Raw genomic sequence first — 22,960 nt, 5'->3', positions numbered from 1 at the left:
CTCAGGCACTGCGCTGGCCTCTGACTGCATTGTGTTTTTTCAGGTGGATCAGCAACAAAGACACAGCAGCTGGTGTCATACCGGGGATCCGCGAGGCGCGGGCGATAGATTCCGGTTTTGCTTCACCGAGTTTCTGTTTTAACTCGTTAGACAAGCCTTCCATGCGCTGATAATCAAAATCACTCGGCAGTGGCGTATTTTCCTGGCGTTTGAGCTTGGCAATATCTTCCGCCTGACGATCAATATAGCCCTGGTACTTGATCTGTATTTCCAGTTGTTCTGACACCTGGCTGTCAACTTCAGGCAATGCAATCTCACTATCTGCCAGCTGTGTTTGCAATGCTTTATAGCTGACTTCAGGTCTTGCCAGCAGATCGGCAAGAGAATATTCCCGGCTAATGTTTTTTTCCAGCAGAGGATTGATGGCCTCAGCCTTTTTTGTACCTGGCTGCACCCAGGTGCGACGCATGTGAGTCAGATTCTCTGCAATACCGGATTGCTTGGCAGAAAATGCTGCCCATCGCTGATCATCAATCAAACCCATTTCACGGCCGGCTTCGGTTAATCGCAAATCAGCGTTATCTTCACGTAACAACAAGCGATATTCAGCCCGGCTGGTGAACATACGATAAGGTTCATTGGTGCCCATACTGATCAAATCATCCACCAATACGCCGATATAGGCCTGATCCCGGCGCGGACACCAGCTTTCCTGCTCCTTGGCTGCGCGCGCGGCATTGATGCCAGCCAGCAGCCCTTGCGCTCCGGCTTCTTCGTATCCGGTTGTGCCATTGATCTGGCCGGCAAAATACAGACCATTAACAAACTTGGTTTCCAACGAGTATTTCAACTCTCTGGGATCAAAGAAGTCATACTCAATAGCGTACCCGGGCCGCGTAATGTGTGCATTTTCAAAGCCACGGATTTGCCGGATCATGGCCAGCTGCACATCGAAAGGCAGGCTGGTCGAAATGCCGTTGGGGTATAACTCGTTGGTATTCAGCCCTTCGGGCTCAACAAAAATCTGATGCGAGTTCTTGTCAGCAAAACGCATGACTTTGTCTTCAATGGAAGGACAATAGCGAGGACCCAGCCCTTCAATGACGCCAGAATACATCGGCGAGCGATCCAGTCCAGCGCGGATGATGTCATGACATTTTTCGTTGGTGGACGTGATGTAACAGTCAATCTGTTCAGGGTGGTCACTGACCGATCCCATGAATGACATCACCGGCAAGGGGGTATCGCCGGGCTGGGCAGTCATGACAGAAAAATCCACACTTCTGGCATCGATGCGCGGAGGTGTGCCGGTTTTCAGACGACCCACATTGAAAGGTAATTCCCGTAAGCGATCAGCCAACCGCTGGGCAGGCGGATCCCCTGCCCGGCCACCTGCACTGTTCTGCAAGCCGATGTGGATCTTACCGCCAAGAAAAGTGCCCGTGGTCAACACTACCTGCCGAGCATAGAAATTCAGCCCCATTTGCGTTTGTACGCCGGTAACCTGATCGCCTTCGACCACCAGGTCTTCCACAGCTTGTTGAAAAATCTCAAGGTTTTCCTGCTTTTCCAGCATCTCGCGAATGGCGGCTTTGTACAACGTACGGTCTGCCTGGGCACGGGTTGCCCGGACTGCCGGGCCTTTGCTGCTGTTCAGAATGCGAAACTGAATGCCCGCTCTATCGGTTGCCCGGGCCATGGCACCGCCCAACGCATCAATTTCCCGCACCAGGTGGCTCTTGCCAATGCCGCCGATTGCCGGATTACAGGACATTTGTCCCAGCGTTTCGATGTTATGCGTCAGCAACAGGGTTTTTACCCCCATTCTGGCGGCAGCGAGGGCTGCTTCGGTACCGGCGTGACCGCCGCCTACCACGATGACATCGTAGATCTTGGCAAAATCCATGAGAGTGAACGCAATTTAGTGGAAATGGGCCGCTAAGTATAAGCCTTAACGACAAAATTTAAAGGCCTGATGTGAAAAATAATCCACAACTTTTGTAAAGCGGTTTTTATTAACTGATTAACATAAGTTATTTAATTAAATATATATAAAGATAGATATTGTTAATGTTAATGGTAAAACTGTTTTCTGTTAACAACGCAATATTATCTATTTAAAACAATAAGATGCATTCGGTATAAATCGGTTCGTAAGTTATGTTCAACTTGGGTTCAAGCAGGGACTTTGCTGTGTATAGAACAGCGATTTATACACAGGCTTAAAAACGCCCTCAATCTGATCACAGAGTTATGCACAGTTATGTCTGGCTTATGCACAGGTAATACGCGTCAAAACTGAGCGAATAATTTCTTGTGGGAAAAGTGGTATAAGTATGTATAAGGAGTGGACAGTTATTTTCCGATGCAGAATGTAAAGAATACATATAAATCAATACGTTATGGTTGCTAGGGAGTAAATAGGGATCAAAATTCGCTAACCTAAGCCCACATAACGTATTGATTATAAACTGCTATTACTCTACTCGATCTCTCCCCGATCTTCATCTGGAATGATGTTGAGGTCCAGATGAAGCTGATTTGAGCTGTTCAGCCCGGCGATTTGCTTCAGCTCGTCAGGAGTCTCATCACTGAAGGTCGCGAGGTAGTAGTAGGGATGGCCGTCGTCACTGCTAACTAGGTCATATTCCTCAAAGTACCGCTCTACCTCTTCAAGCGTCCAGCGAACCTCTCCGGCAATAGCGATTAGGAGATCGGTGTTGTCGTCAGGGTGGTTGCGGCCCTGGGGGAGAACTGAAAGTTCCGCAGAGGTGATGCCTTTATCCTTCCAGTTCCTCAGAATGCCTGACCATAAATTAGCTCGCAGGTTTGAGCTGGGCTGGAACCTAGAAGCATTCCAGTGAATGACATCTCGGTCTCCATTTTTCAGATGAAGAACGACCTGTGCCTTCTTGCGAGCTATCAGCTCATTTTTGAACGCCACCTCATCAGGAACAAAGGTTAGGGAGGGTTTGCTTTCACTGGACTTCGGCCCGCTCTCCTCAACCGAGTCGAGTAGTCGCTCGATCACTCTCTCTGGCGTGTCGAACCCGACAGCCAACCCTTCCAATCTGCGGTACACATCATCTGAAACGTTTATTGTGACTGGCATCTTACCACCTCCATAGGTTAAATCATATATAGAACTATACATGGTTTAACCTATAGATCAAGTTTTCTTCATAAATAGAGCCGAACCCTCATTTGTGTCCAACAAACCACCGTTTTGTGAACACCTTGAGAAGGTGCCATTTCGCATGGATTCTCGGTGTGCAATCTGTTAAAATACTCGTATATTTTTCTATGTAAATTAATTGTACATGAATCAACGTATTGGCTATGCCCGCGTTTCAACGGATGATCAAAACCTGCACCTCCAAAGGGATGCTTTGGAGAAAGCGGGCTGCCAGGTCATCTATGAAGACAAAGCCAGTGGGAAGAACACTGAAAGGCCGGAGCTTGAGGCTTGCCTGAAAGCTCTGCGTTCAGGCGACACGTTGGTGGTTTGGAGGCTGGACCGTCTGGGACGAAGCTTGGGTGATTTGGTCAAACTCGTGACGACCCTGGAAGAACAGAAAATCGGATTTGAGAGTCTTCAAGAAAAGATTGAAACGACAAGTGCCTCTGGAAAGCTGGTTTTTCACGTATTTGCTGCACTTGCTGAATTTGAGAGAAACCTAATCAGCGAGAGAACACGAGCTGGATTGAAGGCTGCGCGGGCGCGTGGCCGACTTGGTGGACGTAAACCAAAGCTGAAACAGAAAGACATTCGCGAGATTAAAGCTTTACTCAAGGATCCAAATATACCCGTCTCTGATATTGCCAAGCGATTTGGAGTCTCAAGAACTACTATTTACAACAGGGTCGGGGTAGTTAAACCTGACCGCGAGGGTACGAAGGCATGAATGCGTATCACTTTCAGGATATTTTAAGCGAATCGGAAGAGCCTCTTGTCAGGTATGACGCATGTAAAAGCATGGCACGGGGGTATGCCAGCTCTATCTCAGATGATGAGCATCGTCTGGCTGTAGCTCGATCATATTGTGCCGTTCTGGTGACTTCATATTGGAATGAGGTTAATTCGCGCCACGGCTCTAAGCTTAAAATTTTTCCGGTTCCCCGTGATACATTTCTCGCTGATGTTGCGTCAGACGCTGAAGACGTTGCAAAAAGTACAGGGCGAGTAATCGCTCAGTTTCCCGATATTGATGCGGGATTTTTGATTGGCTCAATCTATACAGCGATGTTACCAGTGGCTTTCCGCTCAAAGCTGGGAGCTTACTATACGCCGCCTCCTTTAGTTTCCCGTCTACTTGATTTATCCGAAGATGCTGGGGTTGACTTCAGTAAAGCGTCCATAATAGACCCGGCCTGTGGTGGAGGGGCATTCTTAGCACCTGTAGCAACAAGAATGCTTGAAAAATCGAAAAACACATCAGCAGAGTGGAAGATTCGGCAGATAGGTAAGCGACTGAAAGGGGTAGAGATAGATCCCTTTGCCGCCTGGATGACTCATGTTCTTCTTGAATCGGTACTCATTGATTTGTGCATTAAGGCGCGGAAGAGGTTACCAAAGGAGGTAATAACTGTTGGTGACGCACTCGCATATGAGTCATCGACAAAATTTGATTTGGTAATTGGCAATCCTCCATATGGGAAAGTTACGCTTGATGCAACATTAAGAGATAAGTACGCACGTTCATTGTTCGGTCACGCCAATCTTTATGGCTTGTTTACCGATCTTGCATTGAGAACTGCTAAGAAAGATGGAGTCATCGCCTACCTAACGCCAACATCATTTCTGGGCGGTCAGTATTTCAAGGCGCTACGAGAATTGCTACTTACTGAAGCAGCCCCACGAGCTTTCGACTTCATCTCTAACCGAGAAGGAGTATTTGATGATGTGCTTCAGGAAACATTGCTGACGACCTTTAAGAAGGGAGCGCGACGTAGCCCCTCTAAAGTATCACTTCTCGTCCCGCAAGGGCTTAATGAAGCCAAAGTAGAGCATATCGGTAAAGTGGGTATTGTTAAGGGCGATGGGCCTTGGCTAATCCCCAGGGTGTCAAAAGACGCAGCTTTACTTAACCGTATTAAAAAGATGCAAACACGGCTTCCTGACCTTGGATATGTTGTATCTACTGGAAAGTTGGTTTGGAACCGGCATAAAACTCAGCTCAAATCAGAAAAGACGAAAGATTCGTTACCGTTGATATGGGCCGAGTCAGTTACAGCTCAAGGATTTAAATTCTCAGCAGTGAAACGGAATCATGTCCCCTATATCGAGGTGAAAAACAACCAACAACACCTTATTACACGGGAGTCATGTGTTTTAGTCCAGAGGACTACATCAAAAGAACAGAGTCGTCGGGTTTTGGGCGCAGTCATCCCCCAAGACTTTATCGACCGAAACAACGGCGTTGTAGTTGAGAATCATTTGAATATTGTTTACTCCGACGGTCTGATCAGAGAGGTGACTGTCGAAACGATTAACGCTCTCCTCAACTCAGAGGTCTTCGACCGCATATATCGCTGTATAAGCGGTAGTGTTGCGGTCTCTGCCTATGAGCTGATGTCGGTTCCTCTACCTACGATTGAAGGCTTGACAAAGCTGCAGAAGATCATTTTGGCCGGTTCTGATAGACTCACGATTGAGAAATGTGTAGCCAAACTGTATGGAGAGAACAAAGTTGAGCTGGCCGAAAGTACCAAAACTGGAGGTAATCGCTGAGCGATTGCCACAGATATTCCCAGATGGGACAGAAAATCGCAACTACGTTACCCGCGAAATGGCGGCCCGCACGCTTTATGTAATGTTCTATGCAGGAGCGATTGACGGCCAGGAGCGCTGGATTCGTCCGAGCCAAGTTACTGACATGTCGGATGAGCAGGCGGTGCTACTGTCGGATGAAGAGCGCAACGCTTGGGTCGAACAGGCCCTCTCCAGCAAGAAGGAGCGGCCAGCTAACACTTGGTACGCTCCGAACTCACGAGAGCCCGTCAGAGATGAGACTATACGGTATGGGTTCATCGCTTTGGGGGCGGTTTTGGAGAGAACTGGTTTGCCCGTCACTACGCCGCTACCAAAATATGCGATGACTCAAAAATTTGCGGCTCTTTTTGATGAGAGCTTAGTCGGCCAGCAATTGGAGGATGCGATTCTTGCCTGGCAGAAATCACACCTCAATCCGGCGGCACTCAGCCGGATAAGATTGTTGGGAGCGAACGCGGCTGCGGCCAACTCCGATACCATCACAGCCACGTTACCCAACGCTGGTGTGGTAACCCTTGAGTCAGGGCCTTCTGGTGTTATTGGAAAGTGCGTTATCGAGGATTTTGCGCCTAAGTTCCTCAAGAATCCCGCTGTCTTGTGGTTATCACAATCCGGTGAAAAAGTTGGAATTGATCTCGCCAGTAGGTTGAAACTGAAGATCGACCCATCAAAGACACTACCGGATGTCATATTGGTTGATTTGGGGACCAAGACAGATGGCAGCGATATGCTTTTCGTTTTCATTGAGATCGTAGCCTCTGATGGCCCAGTAAACTCTGTCCGTAAAAAGAAATTAACTGAGATCGCGGTGGAAGCGGGGTTTAGCCCTGAGCATTTAGCATTTGTTACTGCCTTCCAAGATCGCTCCGCACCAGCATTCAAAAAAGCGATGTCAGAGCTAGCATGGGGAACATATGCTTGGTTTTGTTCAGAACCTAGCAACATTATTGAGCTCAAGGATGGCGAGTCTCACATATTGTCCGAGTTTTCTTTAATCTGAATAAACCATATTAGTATTTAGGGGGATATATGATTGATCTATCAATAACTGTGTATACAGCTCTAGGGTTCATAGGTTTTGTATTGTCTCTGTGTGGCATCTTATATATGAATGCAGATCGACTTGAGCGGTGGGCAGAAAAACGCTTTCGTCGTAGCCACTGAAATGTAAGGAGACAATAATGAGTACATCGGACGTAGAACCTCAGACACAACCTAGCTCTGAAGCGCAGGCACTTTCTGAGATTGTCACTTGGGCAAATAGCTGCCCTATGTGGCAAAGAGATGCTCTACGTCGTTTGTGCGACAAAGAACGGCTCAGTCAAGAAGATTTAGATAGTCTGTTGGGGATATGCAAAGGCGAGCAAGAAGGCCGTCCAATTACTGCCGAGCATGTCCGAGACCCCTCCGCCTCAAATTTAGAAGTTTCCCTCTCAAAACTTCACAATCTACAACATGTTAATGCTCTTCAATCCGGTGAGACCCTGACTTTTCAAAAATCGGGGTTAACTGTTATTTATGGTGACAATGGAGCCGGTAAGTCTGGCTATGCTCGTGTTTTGAAGCAGGCCTGCCGGGCTCGACTGCCAAAGGATGACACAGTTCTTCCGAATGTATATGCCGCTGAGCGTGGCATTCCCCAGGCGGAGGTCAGCTTTCGAGTCGGCGGACAAAATCAGTCGGTAACCTGGCGTCAGGGAACGACCGCAGATCCCAGGCTTACGGCCATCAGCGTGTTTGACAGCAACACTGCCGCAGTACATGTCGATGCTACTAATGATTTAGCTTATACCCCCTTACCGTTGCGCGTAATGGCATCACTGGCCGAAACGTGTAAAACACTGAAGAGTAAGTTGGATGATGAGATCCGAGTTATTGAGAGACAAACACCGGCCATCCTAAATAGTCCTGACTGCGCACCAGATACAGAAGTCGGAAAACTTCTATCTGGCTTGTCCAGCAAAACGGCAGATGCAACTGTAGAGGGTTTAGCGGGACTATCGGAATTGGAAGAAGCCCGCTTAAAAACCCTTGCCGCCGATCTTGCAAATGATCCTGTCCGGGTTGCTCGGCAGCTTCAAGGACAAAAAACGCAGATCGACAAAGCAAGGGACCGTCTCAAAAAGCTTGCCAAGGCTGTTAGTGACGAGAACGTCACCAATATTAAGCAGTTGTATGAAACCTATGAGAGATCACGGGCTGCGGCAGCTCTTGTTTCTGCGGATTTGTTTTCTGATGAGCCCCTTCCCCAGGTTGGCTCGGATGTGTGGCGCTCTTTGTGGGAAGCTGCTCGCACATACTCCAATCAGGGAGCGTATCCTGACAAGGAGTTTCCTGTCACCGATGAAGATGCCCGTTGTGTTCTCTGTCATCAAAAGCTAGGCCCTGAAGCATCAGAGCGACTCAATAAGTTTGAATCCTTTGTCCTGGATGAAAGTAAAAAGCGTGAAGACGAAGCTCGAAAAGCCTACCAGGCCGCTCGGTCAGCTTTGGAGGCAACTTACATTTCTATGCAGGACGTTCAGGCAATAGCTTCCTTAATTAGGGACAATCTAGGCGATGAAGAGCTGGCAAATACTGTAAAGCGATGCGCCGTTCAGAACTCCTGGAGGCTACGCTCGGTTCTTAAGACGGTTGGCCTGAAAGGCGTTGCCATCAATGCAACTCAGGCGGAAGTCCCAGACGCGGAGATGGCTGCACATTCTGAAGGCCTGGAGAAACGGGCTGCTGGATTTGTGGCCGAGAAAGAGTCTCCTGAGAGAAAGGCTTTGGTGGCTGAACATAGTGAGCTGGCTGCCCGTCAATGGCTCGGCACAGTGAAAGCCGATGTGTTGGAACAGATTAAACGATTGAAAGCTGTCAGCGGCCTCAAAAAGGTGCAGAAAACCACCGCGACCAACAAAATTACTACTTTCAGCACCGAGATCGCTAAACGACTCGTTACGGACAGGCTTCGTGCGCGTTTTGCTCAGGAGGTAGCTCGATTGGGTATAGCTGAGCAACATGCTGTTGAACTGAAGCATGCTCGCTCTTCTGCTGGCATTCCTTTGTTCCATGTTCGCATGATGAGCAACCCTGATGAGCCTGTTGGAAGAATATTGAGTGAGGGCGAGCACCGGTGTGTTGCTTTGGCGGCGTTCCTGAGCGAGCTGTCCACCCTGGATACACCGTCGGGAATCGTCTTTGACGATCCCGTCTCATCTCTTGACCACATTCACCGAGACAGGGTTGCTGAAAGACTCGCCATAGAGAGCCTGAACCGCCAAGTGGTAGTTTTCACGCATGATATTGCCTTTTTGGTACTACTGGAGGAAGCCTGCCGAGAGACCAGAGATCATGCTGCCGTACCAATTGCATATCGAGTGGTGAGTCGTGGAGCTAATGCTGCTGGATTCTGTAATACAGAACCACCTGCCAATGTCTTACCTATCGATAAAGTTGTTACCCAGATGCGGCGTCATTTGGGTAACGTAAGGATTCATCATGATCGGGGGGACCAGGCAAACTGGCGACGGGAAGTCCGTTCATTCTCTGAACAATTGCGTGAGGCTTGGGAACGTGCCGTCGAAGACGTAGTTTCGCCGGTCATCAAGCGACTGGCGAAAAAGGTACAAACAGATGGGTTAATCCGTCTCACTGTTCTTCAAGAACAAGATTGCCATGACATGCGTGATGCTTATGGTCGATGTTCTCAACTGCTGCATAGCCAACCCGGCGAACTAAATCCTCGATTACCGTCACCAGACCAAATTGAGAACGAAATCGCCGCTCTTGAGAGCTGGGCTCAAAATATCAGAGGTCGCCAAGACCAACTTTGATAGTGATATGTCACTGTCTTTTGGATGCCCACCTGAGCCCACCTCGTAATCGTGCCCTGTCATGCCTTTGGCGGGGAGGATCCCTGTCTATTTGCTCCAAAAGCTACTTTTCGAGACCCTTTGATCCGTCTCTTCTCTATATTTGGTGAGAGGCTGAAATTCGGGTCTCGAAAAGCGACTTTGTGAGACTCAAGCACCGTTTGAACGGTGGGCAATGTAGGAATGACGGAGTATGGGTCTCATAACAGCCTTTTACGAGACCTTCTTTTGGGGCTTGACCGAGCAAAAAAACCTATTAATATTAATGACGTAAATGGTAGCTGGCCGAAAACAGCAGTTTATGTAAACAAGGCGCTTGCCTTTATCTAACCAACCCTCTGGGGGACTGTCCCCCATGGGCATTCCTCCGTCTTTAACCCTTCGGAGGAACCCCAGATGAGCTTCATCTCCATTCGTGAACCCCTGACGCTAGATCGTCATCGTTGCCGCTGCTTGCAGTTGGCAAATGCCCCTCCTCGCTGCTGTTCTCTTGAATTTGTGGCGTACCTGGCACTCGATCATGAGCAGCCAAATTCCAGAGGACCACCTCTGCCTCAACCATGTGAGCCTGGCGTATGCCGAGCTTGCACTATGTCCCTCCCCGTCTCTGTCGCCAACGGCGAAAACAGAGACGGGGTAGCAAACCCCGCCGAAAGCCTTGTGCCTCAATGGCTCAAGGCTTTCGCCTCGCGCACGAATGTGCGCGAACACAGCCGCGCAAGGCGGCGAGCGCTACGCGCTAACTTTCCAAGAAAAGCGACTTCACCAGCCGGAGCTGCTGGCAGTTTGTTCCAACGGAACAGACCAGCCAGTGGCGAGAGCAGCCCGCTCCATAGCAGTGTTGATCGTATGTAAATGACCGTGGGTGCTCGGTTTATCCACCCTTTGCCAGGGCAAGAACCCTGATTTGGCCTCAGCACGCGAAGCTGATTAAAAAAATCGCGTTTATCACTTACCAATGATTTTCGGGCAGGCCAGAACCAGAACAAGAACAAGAACAAGAGGGAATAGCACTATGCGTTCAGAACGATCCAATCCGGATGCCAGAAACTATGGCCTTAAGAGCCGTGATATGACGCGGGCGGGTCTCAATGCGCTCAAAGAGGGGATGAGAAGCTTTGCTTCAATTGCAACGATCCATGACCGTTGGAGCGTTTTTTCATCCTGGATCAAGACAGAACAGGGCATAAAGGACATGCGGGACATCGAGAAGGCCCATCTGGTGGCCTATGCGGCCCATCTGAACGATAGGTTTGAGCGTGGCGAGATTTCTCCTGCTACGGCCCAGAACTACCTGTCGGCAGTAAACCGGGTGATGGAGATTGCTCGTGGCGACCGACAAGTCAGAGTAGCGCCTGTCGCGGAGGGCGGGCTTCCCAAGCGTTCAGGGATCGCATCGAGCGACCGGAGCGTTTCGGAAGCGGCCCACCAGGCAGCTATAGGGGCTGTCTCAGAACGGCTGGGAGCGCTGCTGGAGGTGCAGCGCAACTTTGGCCTGCGATTCGAGGAGTCGGCCAAGCTTGATGCGACTCGGGCGCTGAAACAGGCAGAGAAAGAAGGGGTTGTTGCCATCAAGGACGGAACCAAAGGTGGTCGCCAGCGTATGGTGCCGATTACCTCTAATGCTCAGATAACCGCTCTTCAGAGAGCTGCGGCCATCCAGGATGGCCGCAGTATGATCCCAGGCAACCAGACATATAGAGAATTTCGACAAGAGGCATATCGGGAGATTGGTCGTCAGCCGGTGAACTTCCATGGTGAGCGCCACCACTATGCTCAGGAGCGCTACAGGGTCCTCATGGGGGCCGATAGCCCTATCCGCGCTGGTGTGGCCCACGGTCGGGCTCATCATGAATACCTGTCCAAGGAACTGGGGATCTCGGTCGCCCAGGCCAAGACACTGGATCAGGAGATTCGTGCTGAGATAGCGCGGGAGCTGGGACACGGTCGTATTGACGTAACAAATTCATATTTGGGGTAAGCGATGGAAAAATGGGTAAGAGAGCGAGCACATGTGTATGTTCGCCATGGTGGCAAGACAGCAAGACGGGCGATGGTGAAACGGCTGATTGCTGCACTGTCAGATATTGCGGCCCATGAGCAAGGCGTAAGCCAGCCTAATCAGGTGGGTAGAGCACATATCCACCGGTACTATGCGCGGCAGAGCCATCTGAGCAGTACAACCCTACGGGATCATTTCTATGCCTTCAGACTTCTATGGGAGCTGTTAGGCAGACCCGGCGAACCTCCCAGGCCTAAATAGACAAAAAAACTTCTTTGCGCCCAAAAAGGGAAAAAGTAGCTGCGTGCTTCACGGCCATAGTCCGATAACCTATCTCCAATTTCCGGAACCGCCGGAAATAGAGAGGTAGCTGGCCTCCTCAAACAAACAGCAAGTTTAACCATCATCCCAGAGCAGGGGTATCCCTGTACTGGGAGACCCCTCAAAACTATTTGAGGTGCAAGATGAAAAAACTCGAGGTCAACGGCTTGGTGCTTCCTTTGAACGATTCCCATGTGTATCAACGCAGAGGGATTGTCATGACTCACTCTGAGTCAAAAGGAAATCTCCACTTCACGGTCCTTCGGTGTCTTGATGGCCGATTTACGAAAACCTATTTCGGTTTGGCTCGATGCGACAACGAGGATGACTTCATCGAGATAATGAAGTCGGGCGACAAGTTTGAGCCAGTTTCAGATTGGTTCTCGCGTTCCCGATAAATCATTTAAACCCGTAACCGGGGCTTCCCGGTCACGGATGAGCCCCTTTCAATCAACTATTGTTTGGAGCTCTATATGTACTTTTCCACATTCGTTTTGGTCATGATTGTCACGGTTGGCGTTATTGCGTTTGGTGCCTCACTGGTAGCTCGCACTCTTAACGTCATCGTTCGATCAATATTCAAAGCGCGGCCCGTACGGGTCGTCAGTCAAACCTCGTCGCCAATTTCTGGAGACGTTATTGAACCGGAGCAATCAGAGCAGAATCCCCCTGTCGGATTCATCACTGGCCGCATCATTGATGGTGAGGTCATTCGACCTGCGCTCCACTGCAACAAATCACTTGCCGGCCCTCGGTAAGCACTAAACCACCCAGCCGGGTACTAAGCCCGGTAGGGCGAAGTCCCGGCTTTTTACTCTTGGAGAAAAGACATGCTGGGACAAATTAAAAATCAACCAGAGAATCACCAGTTCGATGTGTGCGGACGTGTGTACTACACCGACGTCTGTTACGACAACGGAAAAGGTGAGCTGGTCGCTGAGACGGTTAACGCAACGTCGCATGACGACGCCGAATCAGTGTTCCGGTCTAATCTGCTGGAACACGCCCGTAAATTCGATCTCGTCGTGGACCGGATTGAGATTACCTTTACGCTCGATCTTGCCTACGCGAAGTCGCACTACGGCGCGGTGAATTAATGAAGCCCCTGGGGAAGCCCTTGGGGGCTTCCCTCCTTCCCATAGGAGGTCCTTATGGATAACACAGTATCCGTCCTGACTGAGCTGTCCGATGCGCAGGCCTTGGCTTTAGCACAGCTTGTAAAACGAGTTGGTTGGCAAGAAGTGAGGGTTAATGCTGTTGACGATGATGAGGCGTATCTGATGAAGGATGCGTTAGCATCTCTGCAAAGGAGCTTAGCCGATTCAGGTTATGCTCCTCGATAGAGACAAGGGGGCCAGTGATCTGGCCCCTTTTATCATCATTTTTTGGAGGGCTGAAAGCCTGGTTTTTTCTTAGTGACCTCCGTTTCCTTTTTGTCATTTATTGATCGAAGAATCTTCGATGCTTTTCGTTTGGCCGCAGAAACTACCTTTGGATCCTCGCTCTGAATAATCTCTTCGAGATTTCTTGCCATAGCCCTCCCTCCAATCACTCGTTTTCGATCAGCTTTTTTCGATACTCTCCACCGGTTCCACAAAGTACAAGGGTTTCCCCTTGTTTACGACCATGGGAGGAGTTGCATCGGTTTGAGGGGCAAACATATAGGCCCAATCGGGCAGATTCGCGCTGATCGCGCCGATGATGGATACCCTGTCCAGGGTCACCCCTTCCGGGACATTCAGTTTTACAGATGAGGCCTTCACACCTTCAGTTGTGAACGACCAGACCTGACCACCTCCCAGGAACGCAGGTTCAAAGCCTTGACTTGGCTCTATTATCTGAGAAGAGACATAGCATGTCTTTGAGTAGTGATCGACAGAATCTGGCGAGGGGCATCCCTGATTTGCGTCAATAATAGTTATCTGACTGAACAGAAAAGCGCTTCCGCCCCCAAACACTGCTTTTTGGTCGTAGTTCTCTAGCGTGGCTTCATGCGTATAGCCAAGGCTACCGAGGGCCTTTTTCATTGCGGAGGTAGTCACTTCTGACATCTTCGCACGGGCCTGCACGGCATCTGTCGCCATGCTGGAAGGCATCCAGCCGAACAAAGAGTCTTTAGCGAAGTTCGACGTTGGCTCCAGGGCTGCAAACAAGAGGCTGGCTCCCAGTGCTTCTCCCCCGCTCCAATTTGCTCCTCGATCCCACATGAGGATGTCGGCATTGGAAGCGACCTTGTAAAGCTCGTTTTCTGAAAGGTGCTTTCTCTCCGTATCCCGCGCTTCAGTGATACCCCCGGCCTGAGCGAGGTTGTATGCACGGGATTTAGCCGGTTCATAGGTTGCGGGGTCGGATGACCCGGTGGTTGCACAACCTGCCAGTGACAGAACTACAGCAGCAGAAGCTGCAATCTCGATGTATCGTTTCATGGGTTTATCCTCCGTTATCTTTAAAAAGTGTCTCACGACTTTAAGAAAACGCAACCCAAAAACCTTGGTTAATCCATAAAAAACAATGGTTTGTACTGACGGTACAAACTTACCCTAAATTTGGCTTTGCGCCCAAAATGGGCAAGAACACGTGCGTGGTCTAGTGATAGGAGTATTTAGTATGAGGGGGAGTTTTTAACCGGAGATTTCCCAATGTGGACCATACACTCTGTCGGTGATTCGGCATTCTTGGAGCAGGTCTTGATAGCTGTTTCCATGATCACCGGAACTGGCGATTTCACACAGATGGCATCGGTAGGGCTGCTTATCGGTGTCTTAATAGTTTTCTTCCAATCGATTATGAATGGAGCCAAGGAAATACAGATTGGCACTATTTTGGTGGCATGGATTTTCTATGCTATGGCATTTGGACCATCCACGACGATCCTTATTGAAGATGCGTACTCTGGCGAAGTACGGGTCGTTGATAATGTCCCAGTGGGGCCAGCAGCGGTTGGTTCGGTTGTCTCAAATGTCGGATATTCAGTTACAAGCCTGTTTGAGCAGGGGTATTCATTTATTTCACCGGGATCGACACAGAATCGATTTGCCGACTCCCTTCACCTGATAAATCAGCTTCAAGATGCTGCCGTTAACCCGGTTGTATTTAAAGCAATGGATAACGCTGTTGGTGGAGAGGGTGTCAACGTCGAGCTTTCAATTCACAACTACATACGAGAATGCACGCTAACAAAAATTGATTTGCATCAAGCGTCAATCCAAGACTTATTTACCGCCCCTGCAATGCAGGCACTTCGTTTTGAATCAGACTTATATGGAACTCGGCTTTATCTTGGTGGCCCTCCCCAGGATTACACTTGTTCTGATGGGTTTGTTGCGCTTAGCAACGCACTCAATGAAGTTAAAGGCAACTATTTGGTTCATAAAGCCATCGAGCGGGGAATGAGAGACGCTAGTGGCGATGTCGCTGGAGTCGGTGTGTCAAATCGCCTTTATGATGCATTAGCGAGTCTTGGTATGACGGGATCTAATGCTCATGACTACATACTAACAACCGTGCTTAAGCCGATATATGAAGATGCTGCTCAGGGAAAGTATCAGGATATGCGGGATTACTCGTCGGCAATTATGCTTAACCAAGCTATCCAGCAAAGGAATACTCAATGGGCTGCTGAACAATCAATGTTTATGACCATCGTTCGCCCGATGATGACGTTTTTTGAGGGTTTCGTTTATGCCGTAACACCTCTGGCTGCATTCTTTATGTTGATGGGCCGGTTCGGTATCGGCTTGGTCGGAAAGTATTTGGTGACACTCGCATGGATTCAGCTCTGGATGCCGGTTTTGTCAATTATTAACCTCTATATTCATATGTCCGCTACAGGTGCGTTGAGTGCCCTGGAGAACGATCCGTTTTCCACTTTCCACGGGATAAGCGAGGCATACCAGATAACATCTAATTGGCTTGCAACGGGAGGCATGTTGGCTGCGGCCACTCCAGTGATTACTCTGTTCGTTGTAACCGGCTCCACTTACGCAATGACTTCTCTCGCAGGCCGTTTGAATGGCGGTGACCATATCAACGAGAAAATTTCTACTCCCGACGCCATTAAGCCCTCAGCGGCGTTGGACATGATGCCGAAATCTCAATTTGACGACTTCCGAGGGCTTCAACTTACCGGTTCTGAGAGCATGGTAGACAAAGTTAATGTCGGGAGCATGCTCAGTAGTGCGGTTAGTTCCTCCCAGGCATCGTCAGCCCAGGCAACACAGTCATTTGCATCCCAGCTTTCTAATTCGGTTTTCTCTGGGGCCTCTGCTGAACAAAGCTACGCTCGTTTACAAGGGCTTGGGCAATCCCTTCGTGCATCTGACTCTTCACAGGCACAGGCGATTTACGGCCAAGCTCAGGATTACGCTCGACAATATGGTTTGAATGAGAGCCATACAGATGCCATTGCTGGGGCGATTGGTATGCAAGCCAGTGCGAACGTTGATGCCGGGCAGGTTGCGGGAGCCCTGTTGGCTGGCCCTGCTGGAATGGCAATAGCGAAGGCAGCACCAGTCGATGTCAAAGGAGGAATTTCTGGTTCGGCAACTTCTACCTCCACCGATCAACGTCAGCAGCTTACAGGCGATATGGACCGGCTTGCCAAGAATGTTGGTTTCACTGACAGCGATTCAGCAGCTTTGACTAGGGATATAGCTCGTCAGGTCAATACGCAGAGTGGTCAGCGCTTTACGAACTCTCTTGGAGAGGAGCAGCGTGAGCAGTTTTCTGAATCCGCGACCCAAGCCATAACAGCACAAAATACTTATCAGCGTCTCGCCAGCGCTCAATCGAGCATTGGAACGACGAGTGCAATGGATATGAGGGCCCTGGCGGAGACAGTAACCAGCAGTCCTGAAGCTCATTCACAGCTAAGAGATGGGATGCGGATGGCTTCACCCGAAACACGCCAACTTGCGGCTGAGAAATCCCAGTTTTATGAAGCGTTGGGAGTGGATTCAGCAAGAGCAACCGCAGGCGGTCAGCTCTATGCGCTTCTTAACTCTGGTAAAGCATCGGAACAGGCTATTGCTGCCGAAACTATCGCAAGTGCTACGGGCAGCGCGACAACCGTGAAAGATTCCAATGCACAGCAAGATCTTTTGGAAAGCTCTCCAGCGATAACGCATGGTATAGGTGCGCGAGAGCTTCAAGAACCTCAGAGCATGTCGAACGAACAAAGAAATCAGGCAAGGGCAGGCGTGCCTGGGGAGAGCGCAGTGCTTCAGCGTCATAACCAAAACCTAAGCAACGTAGAAGCGGCAGACTCTGAAAACAGAGACGACTACCGGGGAGAGCGGCTCGGTGCTCTGAGAAGTCAAATTATGGCGTCTGAAGTCGAGCCATCTACCTCGACGAGTATCTTCTCTACTACCGAGGGTATTGGCCGGTTCTTCGACCAGGTAGTTGGTGGGGGCAGTGCTGGAGCAGGCGGTTTCTCGGATGATTTTGCAGGTTCGATGGAGCACCTCGCGGCCATGACTCCCCAAGAACGCGACCAGTTTATCGCTGATTCAAACCGTGGCGATCAGTACATCCAGGATGAGTACGGCGTAGCGGGTCATATCGCGACTGGAGCCGCAGACCTGGGGCGTTCGATTATCGGTGCCGGGGTCAGCGGATACACAGCGGCCAAAGAGTGGATTACTGGAGAAAGTGATCTGTCGGAAGCTGCTAAAGACATGTCCATTAGGGAACGTGGGATGTTCTTTGCGGCAGCGTTTGCCAGTGCATCAGAGGAAGGTGCGGAGCACGCACAGCGTTTTGTTGAGCAATATGGTGACGAGTTCCGTGAGATGGCAGCCCAAACGGCTGTTAATGAGCATGGCCTTCAGTCTGAAGCCGGTGCGCAACTGTTTGCGTCGTCGCTACTGGGAGCAAGTGACGGGCGTGAAGCTGAATACAGGCAGCAACTTCAAAGTGAGTTGGGCGGTGACGCCGATCTGGCAAACAAAGCAGCAGACATTATTGAGGCTTCTGCGGGTGCCGGGCGCGAGCAGGCCGGTGGTTATCTGATGCCAGTAAGCCGCTATATGGCTGTACAGAATGGAGAGTAAAGGAGCGTTTCATGAAAAGAGAAGCTGTGGCAGTGATTGATAAGATTATTGGACACGCGGAAGAGGGCGAATTCATGGCACCCTGCGGGGAGAAGATGAGGATGCGAATATACGCTCATAGAGAAAATATGCGCTCGATCATTCTGACTAATGCTCTGCTTGAAAAGCTGGCGAAGAAAGCGGGTGTAAGGGCGTTCGAAATGAAGATTGCAGCTCTAAGCGTTCGGTTACCAATCGGGCGGAGATATGACACTAGGCGATTAGCGGGAAAAGGGATTGAAATTTTGTTAACTCGATAACTTACCTTAGAGAGCTGGTTTCATCCAGCTCTCTTCTATTGGCCTGTCCAAGGTTGACCGTCCCATTTTTCAAATTGCGATCCTGAACCATCTGGCGATGTGAACGGAATCCTGTCTATTTGGCTGTCATCCCAAACTGACGAGCGGTCCTGCTGTGATGAATGTACGTTGCAACCTGATTGTGCGTTCCTTTTGCTAACAGTAAAGCTCAAAATTAACGCGAGCGGAACGAGCGATAATATCAAGCCGCCGATGCCAGCAAGTTTGTAACTAACGAACAAAGTTGAAAGGACGAAGATTAATAGTTTCATAGCCTATTTTCCGATGAAAATTACCCTAATTTAAATCCTACCCCTGATCTCTATAAATGCAAGTCGCTCAATATTCTGTTCATAGAACTATAAAATGATACTGTAAAAAAACACAGTAAAACCCCTTGCATATCCCGGATCTCGTGTTATTTATATTGATATGTTTTGCAATGCTTTGCTTTGATTGAGGAGTAGTTATGTTTGCTGAAAAATGTCTTTGGTTTGTGCTTGTAGGGTTCACCTACTTTGTTATTGGACAGTTGCTGACTTCAGGTGATTTAGCCTATTTTGCGCTGTCTGTTGCCGGTGGGGTTGCACTTACTCTGTATCTGCCAAAATCTTACAAGAAGCGATTCGCAGAGGAGGCGTAACAATGTCACCTCTACTTTCAATGTCCGATCTGGATAACCAGGCTGCTCAGATTACTGAGCAGCGCCCAGACAAAAATGTGTTTGAGTTGGATCTCACCCTTTGGAACCTGCTGGCAACTCTCTGCCGCCATGCTCCGAGCGTGGCCAGAGAACAGTTTTCACTACCACAAAGTACGGTTGTGGCCTTAGCTGTCACGCCATCTCACGAATTGTCCAAGTTGAGTTCAGGCGTAGTTTTAAGCTTTCAGTTACACACGCCGGAACCGGACGTATGTGATTTCCTGTCCGCTGAATACGAACGTGCTATTCCACCTGGTTTCGCAGGAATGGAGGGTGTGGAGCGAGAGTTTGACGTGACGTACTGGCTGACACTTAGAAACTTGGCCCGCCGAGACGCTCCAATGGCCGCAACCGCATTTGGTGTCAGCCAGTCACTGGCGAAGGCTGTGGCCGAGGCCACTGACAATCAAATCCGTCAGTTGGTGACGGAGATCTGTACAGCCTGCACCCTAAGATTTGACCCACAGGTTGTCGAGGGCCTGTTGCCTTCAGCAGACCTTCGGAAACGCAGACAGGGGTTCTTCATCAAGTATCAGCAGTGCCTGTCGGTAGGAGGTAACGTATGAATACCCGTAACAATCCGTTGCACCTGTGGGTTCATGCACGTGAGATGGCGTTAATGGGTTATGTAACCCGCATAATCATTCTGGAAACTGGGTTGACCGATAAACAGGTGCGCAGGATTTACCGAGATCTGGAAGACGATGGGATGGATGTCAGCAAAAACAGAGCTTCCAACGCTATCAAAAGTGGTGCTTCTTTGGTAACGAATCAGCTTTCCAAACTCCATGCTTCGCTTCTGATGGGGTTTTATCGACAGATAGGTGGAAGGCCCGTTGAATCCTCGACCTGCATTGCGGCGCTGAATCGCGCATATCGGATGTATCGTGCAGCCATCGCGGAGATTGCCCCTGTCAGCTCACCGATGGGCAAGGAGGCATTTCAGATGTTCACAATTTCGGATGCCTGGTGCTTAGCGTCGGAGATGCGGTCTGGGGACGCGATGTTTGAGCATTGCTGCGACTGCGGGTGTGAATTTTGGGTAACCGGAATATCTGGTTGATTTGTCAGGTGCATCGCGGCTCGATCTTGCTCCACACCGGAAGAACTGATTGCTTGAAAGGATTTCCTCTTGCAAACATACCGTCCGTACGGTATTGTTCGTTTTTTTTGACGAGAAAGATCAAATATGAATGAGTTAATGCTGTACTTGGGCGTATTCATAGGAGCTGCGACACCTGTACTTGAAGTATGGCTAGCCGTCCCGTTGGGTGTATTAGCTGGCTTACCTTGGTTGCCTGCGGCGTTAGTTGGCTTTGCGGGCAACCTTATTACCTTGTTGCCAGTGATTTATGCTGGAGAGAAAATAAAATCCTGGATTAAGCGCTGGCGCAAAAAAGCACCATCTGAGGGTGTTGATGATGTCGCGGATGAAAAATCTCGAAAGCGAGTGATTTTTGAGCGATTCGGCGTGCCTGGTTTAGCTTTCCTTGGGCCGTTCTTGATTGGAGTTCACGCTGCTTCGGCTTTTGCTATAGCTTCGGGAGCTAATAGAAGAAATGTTGTTATCTGGTTTTCGGCTTCGATATTAATATGCTCGCTTGTATTTGCCATATTAGCTAACTTGGGGCTTGCAAGTTTCGTCGAAGGTCGAGCATTGCCGTTTGTGAGTTGACACGAAGTTTTTGATTTTTTTAACCCAAAGTTTAAGCCAGAAGTATAGGTAAATCACAAATGAAATCATGTCATCGAATAAAGAAGCTAGAAGGGATAGGACGGCTTTTCGCTATCGTTTGCCTGTTTGAAGGATTGACATAGGCAGGCCTGCTGATCGGAATGTTCCTAAAGTACGCAACTGCGACCACCGAGCTCGGTGTATGGCTATTCGGGCGTTTGCATGGCGCCGCATTCCTGTTCTACGTAGTTATTGCAATCCTTTCTACCCGACGCCTGCTGCATAGACTGCCGCAGCAAACTGTGTAGGCAAGCGATCCCCATGTTTAACCAGCGGACGGGGCACGAGCTCTCCACATTTTCGTTAATTTTCGTATTAAGAAGAAAAAGTTAACAGATACCAAGAGGTGCCAATGGAATCCTATCGCAGGAAAAAACAGCCAGAACTTGTAAAAAAGCAACTTATAGAAGCAGGGGTTTCTATTGCGCTCAAGCGTGGTTTGGCCGCAGTGACAGTCCAGGGTGTATCTGAAATGGCTGGGGTTACAAAGGGCGGGTTCTTGCATCACTTCCCCTGTAAAAAAGATTTAATACTGGCAATGTTCAATGATTTACTTTTTTCAGTTGAAAGAGACTTAGAGCAACACATGGCTGAGGATCCTGAAGAGTACGGATCATTTACACGTGCATATATTGAATTTTCAATGGCTTCAGCGTGGGATGGAATGCATGACAGAAGGACGGCTTTAGCAGTACTTTCTATTGGTGAATCAGAACTTCGTTCGATTTGGGCAAGCTGGTTCAACAAGATGCAAAGAAAACATTTTCAGACAGATGGGGATGATCACTTAGCTATAACAAGATTAACTGTTGATGGATTATGGATGGCAACATTGTCTGATATAAATCTTCCAAATATAGGAAAGATACGAGAAAGTCTGCTCGATGCTACGCGCAAGAGGGGCTGACTGATTGTGATCGGTTCTGCCAACATAATCCACTTGTCAACATACCAAGTACTGGACTGCCGACACACCGACGAAGACATGCACTTCCAAGTGGACGCGCCTGATCCAATCGCCTGCGAGGACTGCGGCGTGATGGGTGAGCTCGTGCGGTTCGGTAAGCGTGATGTTCCTTATCGGGATCTGCCCATTCACGGCAAGCGGGTCACCCTTTGGGTGGTCCGCCGTCGGTACACCTGCCGGGCCTGCAAGACCACCTTCAGGCCCCAGCTACCGGAGATGGTGGATGGCTTCCGCATGACGCTGCGGCTGCATGAGTACGTGGAGAAGGAATCCTTCAACCACCCCTACACCTTCGTGGCGGCGCAGACCGGCTTGGACGAGAAGACGGTACGCGATATCTTTAACGCCCGCGTCGAGTTCCTGGGGCGCTGGCACCGCTTCGAGACGCCTCGCATTCTGGGCATCGATGAGCTGTACCTGAACAAGCGCTACCGCTGCATCCTGACCAACATCGAGGAGCGAACCCTGCTCGACCTGCTGGCCACCCGCCGTCAGGACGCGGTGACCAACTACCTGATGAAGCTCAAAGACCGGCAGAAGGTCGAGATCGTCAGCATGGACATGTGGAACCCCTACCGGGCAGCGGTCAAGGCGGTGCTGCCACAGGCCCGCATCGTGGTCGATAAGTTCCATGTGGTGCGTATGGCCAACGATGCGCTGGAGAAGGTGCGCAAGGGCCTCAGAAAGGAGCTGAAGCCCTCACAGAGCCGAACCCTTAAGGGAGACCGGAAAATCCTGCTGAAACGCGCTCACGAAGTCTCAGACCGGGAGCGCCTCATCATGGAGACCTGGACAGGCGCATTCCCGCAACTGCTGGCCGCCTACGAGCACAAGGAGCGCTTCTACGGCATCTGGAATGCTACCACACGGCCCCAGGCAGAAGCCGCCCTGGACGAATGGATAGCCACCATCCCGAAGGGCCAGAAGGAAGTCTGGAGCGATCTGGTCAGGGCGGTGTGTAACTGGCGCGAAGAGATCATGATCTACTTCGAGACGGATATTCCCGTCACCAACGCTTACACGGAGTCCATCAACCGATTGGCCAAGGACAAGAACCGTGAAGGGCGTGGTTATTCCTTTGAGGTGATGCGGGCACGAATGCTCTACACCACGAAGCACAAGAAGAAGGCCCCGACTGCGAAGGTCTCTCCGTTCTACAAGAAAACCATCGGTTACGGACTGCCGGACTTCGCAGAGGAACTCAACTACGG

At 49.9% G+C, this 22,960-nt stretch carries 20 protein-coding genes; 17 read left to right on the top strand and 3 right to left on the bottom strand.

The genetic code is table 11. From position 1 onward, the window contains the following. Position 1: 1 nt before the first annotated feature. Entirely contained in the window at positions 2 to 1,906 is a 1,905-nt protein-coding gene (mnmG, locus tag PSCS_RS09640; protein ID WP_068811907.1) for a tRNA uridine-5-carboxymethylaminomethyl(34) synthesis enzyme MnmG, read from the bottom strand. A 576-nt stretch (positions 1,907 to 2,482) separates the two neighbouring features. Beyond that, complete coding sequence (locus PSCS_RS09635) at positions 2,483 to 3,112, bottom strand: hypothetical protein (protein WP_068811906.1); 630 nt, start codon at positions 3,110 to 3,112, stop codon at positions 2,483 to 2,485. A gap of 208 nt (positions 3,113 to 3,320) precedes the next feature. Between PSCS_RS09635 and PSCS_RS09630 the strand changes: the two genes are divergently transcribed. From PSCS_RS09630 to PSCS_RS09590, 8 genes are all read left to right on the top strand, one after another. Next, positions 3,321 to 3,905 carry a recombinase family protein gene (locus PSCS_RS09630; RefSeq protein WP_068811905.1) on the top strand — a complete coding sequence of 195 codons (585 nt, stop codon included), beginning with the start codon at positions 3,321 to 3,323 and terminating at the stop codon, positions 3,903 to 3,905. Continuing rightward, positions 3,902 to 5,731, top strand: a complete 1,830-nt coding sequence (locus tag PSCS_RS09625) for an HsdM family class I SAM-dependent methyltransferase (RefSeq protein WP_068811904.1) — start codon at positions 3,902 to 3,904, stop codon at positions 5,729 to 5,731. The genes PSCS_RS09630 and PSCS_RS09625 overlap by 4 nt, the downstream gene beginning before the upstream one ends. Beyond that, positions 5,691 to 6,773: a BsuBI/PstI family type II restriction endonuclease gene (locus tag PSCS_RS09620; protein WP_068811981.1), complete on the top strand. Its 1,083-nt coding sequence runs from the start codon at positions 5,691 to 5,693 to the stop codon at positions 6,771 to 6,773. Before PSCS_RS09625 ends, PSCS_RS09620 begins: the two co-directional genes overlap by 41 nt. A gap of 181 nt (positions 6,774 to 6,954) precedes the next feature. After that, positions 6,955 to 9,591 carry an AAA family ATPase gene (locus tag PSCS_RS09615; RefSeq protein ID WP_068811903.1) on the top strand — a complete coding sequence of 879 codons (2,637 nt, stop codon included), beginning with the start codon at positions 6,955 to 6,957 and terminating at the stop codon, positions 9,589 to 9,591. Positions 9,592 to 10,645: 1,054 nt separating this feature from the next. Continuing rightward, complete coding sequence (locus PSCS_RS09610) at positions 10,646 to 11,611, top strand: integrase domain-containing protein (RefSeq protein ID WP_188619138.1); 966 nt, start codon at positions 10,646 to 10,648, stop codon at positions 11,609 to 11,611. 815 nt (positions 11,612 to 12,426) lie between these two features. Then, entirely contained in the window at positions 12,427 to 12,711 is a 285-nt protein-coding gene (locus tag PSCS_RS09600) for a hypothetical protein (RefSeq protein WP_068811901.1), read from the top strand. 72 nt (positions 12,712 to 12,783) lie between these two features. Further along, positions 12,784 to 13,050 carry a hypothetical protein gene (locus PSCS_RS09595; RefSeq protein WP_068811900.1) on the top strand — a complete coding sequence of 89 codons (267 nt, stop codon included), beginning with the start codon at positions 12,784 to 12,786 and terminating at the stop codon, positions 13,048 to 13,050. A 54-nt stretch (positions 13,051 to 13,104) separates the two neighbouring features. Next, a complete protein-coding gene (locus PSCS_RS09590) occupies positions 13,105 to 13,296 on the top strand; it encodes a DUF7706 family protein (protein WP_068811899.1) in 192 nt (63 codons plus the stop codon). Positions 13,297 to 13,515: 219 nt separating this feature from the next. On the opposite strand, the gene PSCS_RS09585 is transcribed toward PSCS_RS09590, so the two are convergent. Next, positions 13,516 to 14,379, bottom strand: coding sequence for a hypothetical protein (locus tag PSCS_RS09585; RefSeq protein WP_068811898.1), 864 nt, complete (start codon positions 14,377 to 14,379; stop codon positions 13,516 to 13,518). A 213-nt stretch (positions 14,380 to 14,592) separates the two neighbouring features. Here PSCS_RS09585 and PSCS_RS09580 point away from each other — a divergent pair, with 213 nt between their 5' ends. The 9 genes from PSCS_RS09580 to PSCS_RS09550 form a co-directional block, all read left to right on the top strand. Further along, positions 14,593 to 18,006 (top strand): conjugal transfer protein TraG N-terminal domain-containing protein, encoded by a 3,414-nt coding sequence (locus PSCS_RS09580; RefSeq protein ID WP_068811897.1) that lies wholly within the window; start codon positions 14,593 to 14,595, stop codon positions 18,004 to 18,006. An 11-nt stretch (positions 18,007 to 18,017) separates the two neighbouring features. Then, positions 18,018 to 18,305: a hypothetical protein gene (locus PSCS_RS09575; protein WP_068811896.1), complete on the top strand. Its 288-nt coding sequence runs from the start codon at positions 18,018 to 18,020 to the stop codon at positions 18,303 to 18,305. Positions 18,306 to 18,813: 508 nt separating this feature from the next. Next, positions 18,814 to 18,987 carry a hypothetical protein gene (locus tag PSCS_RS15895; RefSeq protein ID WP_157885684.1) on the top strand — a complete coding sequence of 58 codons (174 nt, stop codon included), beginning with the start codon at positions 18,814 to 18,816 and terminating at the stop codon, positions 18,985 to 18,987. A gap of 2 nt (positions 18,988 to 18,989) precedes the next feature. Then, positions 18,990 to 19,613, top strand: a complete 624-nt coding sequence (locus tag PSCS_RS09570; protein WP_068893789.1) for a flagellar transcriptional regulator FlhD — start codon at positions 18,990 to 18,992, stop codon at positions 19,611 to 19,613. After that, positions 19,610 to 20,110: a FlhC family transcriptional regulator gene (locus PSCS_RS09565; protein WP_068811894.1), complete on the top strand. Its 501-nt coding sequence runs from the start codon at positions 19,610 to 19,612 to the stop codon at positions 20,108 to 20,110. The genes PSCS_RS09570 and PSCS_RS09565 overlap by 4 nt, the downstream gene beginning before the upstream one ends. Before the next feature lie 126 nt (positions 20,111 to 20,236). Then, a complete protein-coding gene (locus PSCS_RS09560) occupies positions 20,237 to 20,722 on the top strand; it encodes a small multi-drug export protein (protein ID WP_068811893.1) in 486 nt (161 codons plus the stop codon). 149 nt (positions 20,723 to 20,871) lie between these two features. After that, positions 20,872 to 21,030, top strand: a complete 159-nt coding sequence (locus PSCS_RS16450) for a DUF3817 domain-containing protein (RefSeq protein WP_371827787.1) — start codon at positions 20,872 to 20,874, stop codon at positions 21,028 to 21,030. A 104-nt stretch (positions 21,031 to 21,134) separates the two neighbouring features. Next, a complete protein-coding gene (locus PSCS_RS09555; RefSeq protein WP_068811892.1) occupies positions 21,135 to 21,689 on the top strand; it encodes a TetR/AcrR family transcriptional regulator in 555 nt (184 codons plus the stop codon). 24 nt (positions 21,690 to 21,713) lie between these two features. Next, positions 21,714 to 22,960 (top strand): ISL3 family transposase (locus tag PSCS_RS09550; protein WP_397387312.1); only part of this gene is annotated, 1,247 nt, incomplete at its 3' end.

The sequence above is a fragment of the Pseudohongiella nitratireducens genome, assembly GCF_001642735.1.
Taxonomy (GTDB): Bacteria; Pseudomonadota; Gammaproteobacteria; order Pseudomonadales; family Pseudohongiellaceae; genus Pseudohongiella; species Pseudohongiella nitratireducens.
This window is presented reverse-complemented; position numbering and strand designations above follow the sequence as displayed.